The sequence below is a fragment of the Saccharopolyspora sp. NPDC002686 genome (assembly GCF_040295745.1).
Classification (GTDB): Bacteria; Actinomycetota; Actinomycetes; order Mycobacteriales; family Pseudonocardiaceae; genus Saccharopolyspora; species Saccharopolyspora oryzae.
Map to the genome: position 1 here is coordinate 1 of NZ_JBEOVY010000485.1, position 4,601 is coordinate 4,601.

3 protein-coding genes and 2 pseudogenes are annotated in these 4,601 nt (G+C 69.7%); 1 reads left to right on the top strand and 4 read right to left on the bottom strand.

The features are described from left to right. Positions 1-327: 327 nt before the first annotated feature. Positions 328-2,229, top strand: a pseudogene (locus ABTZ89_RS36045) (primary-amine oxidase); the annotation flags it as partial. Between the two features lie 57 nt (positions 2,230-2,286). On the opposite strand, the pseudogene ABTZ89_RS36050 reads toward ABTZ89_RS36045, so the two are convergent. The 4 genes and pseudogenes from ABTZ89_RS36050 to ABTZ89_RS36065 all read right to left on the bottom strand — a co-directional run. After that, positions 2,287-2,643 (bottom strand): annotated as a pseudogene (locus ABTZ89_RS36050) (trypsin-like serine protease); the annotation flags it as partial. A 409-nt stretch (positions 2,644-3,052) separates the two neighbouring features. Continuing rightward, on the bottom strand, positions 3,053-3,964 hold the full coding sequence (locus tag ABTZ89_RS36055; protein WP_351053430.1) for a D-isomer specific 2-hydroxyacid dehydrogenase family protein: 912 nt from the start codon (positions 3,962-3,964) through the stop codon (positions 3,053-3,055). Beyond that, positions 3,961-4,221, bottom strand: a complete 261-nt coding sequence (locus ABTZ89_RS36060; RefSeq protein WP_270952454.1) for a beta/alpha barrel domain-containing protein — start codon at positions 4,219-4,221, stop codon at positions 3,961-3,963. The genes ABTZ89_RS36055 and ABTZ89_RS36060 overlap by 4 nt, the downstream gene beginning before the upstream one ends. Further along, positions 4,218-4,601, bottom strand: a 384-nt coding sequence (locus ABTZ89_RS36065; RefSeq protein WP_351053432.1) for a PfkB family carbohydrate kinase, incomplete at its 5' end; no start/stop codon positions are given. The genes ABTZ89_RS36060 and ABTZ89_RS36065, both read right to left, overlap by 4 nt.

The following is a 4,601-nucleotide window of genomic DNA, read 5'->3' on the forward strand; positions in this document are numbered from 1 at the left end:
GGGCACCATGGCCGAGTCGCGTTCCGATCGCCGCGAGCAGCGCCGTGCGGTGGTCAGGCCCAGCGCACGATGCTGGTGTCCGCGCGATTCCGCGGCGGTACGGCGCAGGCGGCGGAATCGCGCGAAGCGCGGGGTGCCCGTTCACTCCGGGCATCCACCGGGCGGCCCGGTCGCACATCCCCCGGCGACCGGGCCACCGCGTTCACCCCCCGAAATCACCCTCGTTCGGAGCATCCGGACGGGGGTGCGCGCACTGGACGGATTCACCGGGACCGAGGGAGTCTGGGTACGCCTGGGTTGAGCTGAACGTTCGAGAGGTCGTGCGCGATGACGATGCACCCGCTGGAACCGCTGAGCGCAGAGGAGATCTTGCGCAACCGCGACGTCCTGCAGCAGGCCGGCCTGCTGCGCGAGTCGACCCGATTTCCCCTGGTGCAGCTGGAAGAACCGGCCAAGTCCGCGGTGCTCGAGCACCGCGAGGGCGACCCGGTGGACCGCCGGGCGCGGTCGGTGCTGATCGACGTCAAGACCGGTGGGCTGACCACCGCGGTGGTGTCGCTGACCAGCGGTGAAGTGGTGTCCGAGACGGCGGTCGACCCGGTCGAGCACGGCCAGCCGCCGGTGATGCTCGACGAGTACGAGCTGGTCGAGAAGATCGTGCGCAGCGACGAGACCTGGCTGCGGGCGATCCGCGATCGCGGCTTCGACGACGTGACCAAGGTGCGGGTGTGCCCGCTGTCGGCGGGCTGGTTCGGCGTCGCCGAGGAGAGCGGTCGCCGGATGTTGCGCGCGTTGTCGTTCGCGCAGAACTCCCCGGACGAGCTGCCGTGGGCCCACCCGATCGACGGGCTCGTCGCCTACGTCGACGTGATCGAGCAGCGCGTGCTGGAGGTCGTCGACGACCGGAAGTTCCCGGTCCCGGCCGAGAGCGGCGACTACACCGACGAGCAGCTGACCGGCCCGCTGCGCGACACGCTGCGCCCGATCGAGATCACCCAGCCCGAGGGGCCGAGCTTCGAGGTCGACGGCCACGAGGTGCGGTGGGAGAACTGGCGGTTCCGCATCGGTTTCGACCCGCGCGAAGGCCTGGTGCTGCACCAGCTGTCGTTCCGCGACGGCGACCGCGAACGGCCGGTGGTCTACCGGGCGTCGATCGGCGAGATGGTGGTCAACTACGGCGACCCTTCGCCGGTGCGGTTCTGGCAGAACTACTTCGACGCCGGCGAGTACTCGCTGGGCAAGCTCGCCAACGAGCTGGTGCTCGGCTGCGATTGCCTCGGCGAGATCCGCTACTTCGACGCGGTGGTGGCGCAGGAGGACGGCACGCCCCGCACGCTGCGCAACGCGGTGTGCATGCACGAGGAGGACTTCGGGGTGCTGTGGAAGCACACCGACGTGTTCACCGGCTCGGCCGAGACCCGCAGGCAGCGGCGCCTGGTGGTGTCGTTCTTCGTCTCGGTCGGCAACTACGACTACGGCTTCTACTGGTACCTCTACCTGGACGGCACCATCCAGCTGGAGACCAAGGCGACCGGGATCGTGTTCACCTCGGCCTACCCGGAGGAAGGTTCGAGCTGGTCCAACGAGCTCGCCCCCGGCCTCGCCGGCCCGTACCACCAGCACCTGTTCAGCGCCCGCCTGGACATGATGGTCGACGGAACCCGCAACGCCGTGGACGAGGTCGAGGCCCAGCGCGTGCCGATCAGCGCGGACAACCCGCACGGCAACGCCTTCACCCGCAGCGTCACCAGGCTCTCGAACGAGGCCGAAGCGGGCCGCGAAGCGGATCCGGCGAAGGGCCGGGCCTGGCACGTGGTCAACACCGAGCGCACCAATCGCCTCGGCCAACCCGTCGGCTACGCGCTGCACCCGCAGGGAACTCCGGTCCTGCTGGCCGACCCGCAGTCCTCGATAGCCGATCGGGCCGCCTTCGCGACCAAGCACCTGTGGGTGACCCGGTACGCCCCCGACGAGCGCTACCCGGCGGGCGAGCTGGTGAACCAGAGCCGCGGAGGTGCGGGGATCCCGGCGTTCGCGGCGGCGAACCGGAGCATCGACGGCGAAGACATCGTCCTCTGGCACACCTTCGGCCTGACCCACTTCCCCCGCCCCGAGGACTGGCCGATCATGCCGGTCGACGTCTGCGGCTTCACCCTGAAGCCGGTCGCCTTCTTCGACCGGAACCCGACCCTCGACGTCCCACCCACCCGCAGCACCGGCTCCCACTGCTGCGAGCGTGAGCACCGCGACGTCCGCACCGGTGTTGGCGTCCTGGTAGTTCGGGTTGACCCAGATCCCGCTCACCTTGACGACCGCGCCGTCGTTCTGCTGCTTGTCCTCCCGGCCGGCGACGACCTGGACCGACTCCGGTTTCTCCCCGCTGACGCAGTGCGCCGCGGTGATGATCTTGTTGGCCTTGGCGACCGTGCCACCGCAGAACTGGTTGCCCTGCGTGTCGGTCAGGTACACCACCCACGGGTACTCGGTGATCTTGGCCTGCTGTCCCCCGACGATGGGGGGTGCCGCTGTCGACGCGGTCCCGGACTCCGCCGCCTCGGCCGCTGCGGTCAGCAGTCCCGACGACAGGGTCGCCGCTGCCAGCAGCCCGGCCACCGACCACACCCGGCTCCGTGTGTCCGCCATGTCGTGCCTCCTCCCCCGGAGCCTTCCGGCACGTCGCGTTTCGACCTGCCGCCTCCGGCTCGATTGAAGTGTCCATTAGAAAGAGGATCACGACCCGCTGTTGGATACAGAAGCAGCAATGAGCGCAACCCGTTCGAGTGGAAAACACCGCAATTTTCCACTCGATCGACTTACGCGCACTGTCCAAAAAGGACTGAAATACCCAAGGTTCTTCCACCGCCGGAAAATGCGTATTCGCACTCATGACACCGGACGATTGTCAATACTCCGATTAGTTCCCCAATTCCGATCGAGAAGCCCGCAATGCGGGTCCGACGCGGCGGGGCCGAGTCCAGAATGGACATACCAGGCGTGCGGGCGCGGTCGGGCACCGCGCCCGCACGAGACGACCTGCTGGAACGACTCGCGATCAGTAGCCGGCGGTGCGGTCCACGAGACCGAGCAGCGGCTCACCGGCGATACGGCGGCGGACGTTCTCCTCGACCCGGCGGGCCAGCGCCGGGATCAGCAGCGACTGGGGATTCGCCGCGTGCGGCGAGATGATCGCCCGCGGGTGCTGGAACAGCGGGTGGCCGTCGGGCAGCGGCTCCGGGTCCGTGACGTCCAGCGCCGCGCCGCCGATGCGCCCCGCGTCCAGCGCCTCGACCAGCGCGTCGGTGTCGACCAGGGACCCGCGAGCCACGTTGATCAGCCACGATCCGGGCTTCATCCGGGACAGCGCCGCGGCGTCGATCAGCTTCGAGGTCTCGGCCGTGGCGGGCGCGGCGATGATCACGAAGTCCGATTCGGCGAGCAGTTCGGCAACGCCTTCGGCGTCGTCGGAGCGCCAGGTCGCGGCCGCACCGTCGACGGGCTTGCCGGACCGGTTCACCGCCAGCACGCGCACCCCGAACGGCCGCAGCAGGTCGATCAGCGCCCGGCCGATGCCACCGGCGCCGATGATGCCGACGGTGGAACCGAAAACGCTGCGCTGCCCTTCCGGCTTCGACCAGCTGGTTTCCCGCGCCATCTGGTGCATCTGGCGCGCTCCGGCCAGCATCAGGCCCAAGGTGTGCTCGGCGACGGTCTGCGCGTAGGTGCCCGCTGCCGAGGTGAACGTCACGCCGTCGCGCAGCACGTCGGCCGACACCCAGGACTCGATCCCGGCCGAGGGCAGCTGCACCCACTCCAGCGCCGGGTGGTCGAGCTCGGCGAACTGCTCGGGCGACCCGCCGAACCAGACCAGCGCGCTGGCGTCGGCGGCGGAGCTGAGCTCGGCACCGGCCGCGACGACAGCCGCCTCCAGTTCGGGCAGGGCGACCGGACCAACGTGGACCTTCACGACTTCTCCATTCGGGAACGTTCGACCAACCCGGCCAGCGCGGGCAGCTGATCGGCATCCTCCAACGCCGATCCGACGGCGACCACGGCCGCCCCCGCCGACAGGAACTCCGCCGCGTTGCGCGCGTTCATCCCGCCGGTGGCGACCATCCGCAGACCGGGGAACGGGCCTCGCACCGCTTTGAACCAGCCGGCACCGAGTTCTGCCGCAGGGAACGCCTTGACCGGTCCGGTGAACAGCTCGTCGAAACCGATCATCGCTCACCGCCGAAGCTCAAGGCGTTCCAACCGGTTTCGTCGCAGTCGAGCCACCGCTCCAGGTCCGCGCGATCCGGCGACGCGGTGTGGTCCTCGGTGCTGAGCAGGCTGTGCGCGGCCAGGACGTGCCCGAGCCGCAAGCAGCGCGTGACGTCCGCACCGCGCAGCACACCGGAGATGAATCCGGCGGCGAAAGCGTCGCCCGCTCCGACCGGCTCGACGACCTCGACCTTCGGCGCGGGCACGACCACCGTCTCGGCGCCCAGCGCGTATGCGGCGTTGGCGCCGTCCTTGACCACGACGACGCTCGGCCGGTTCAGCAGTTTCCGCACGTCCTCGGGGGTTTCGACGCCCCAGAGCGCGGTCGCCTCGTCCAGTCC

Coding starts and splice junctions, on each gene's coding strand:
- ABTZ89_RS36060 (WP_270952454.1), bottom strand. CDS start 4,221: ATGATCGGTTTCGACGAGCTGTTCACCGGACCGGTCAAGGCGTTCCCT.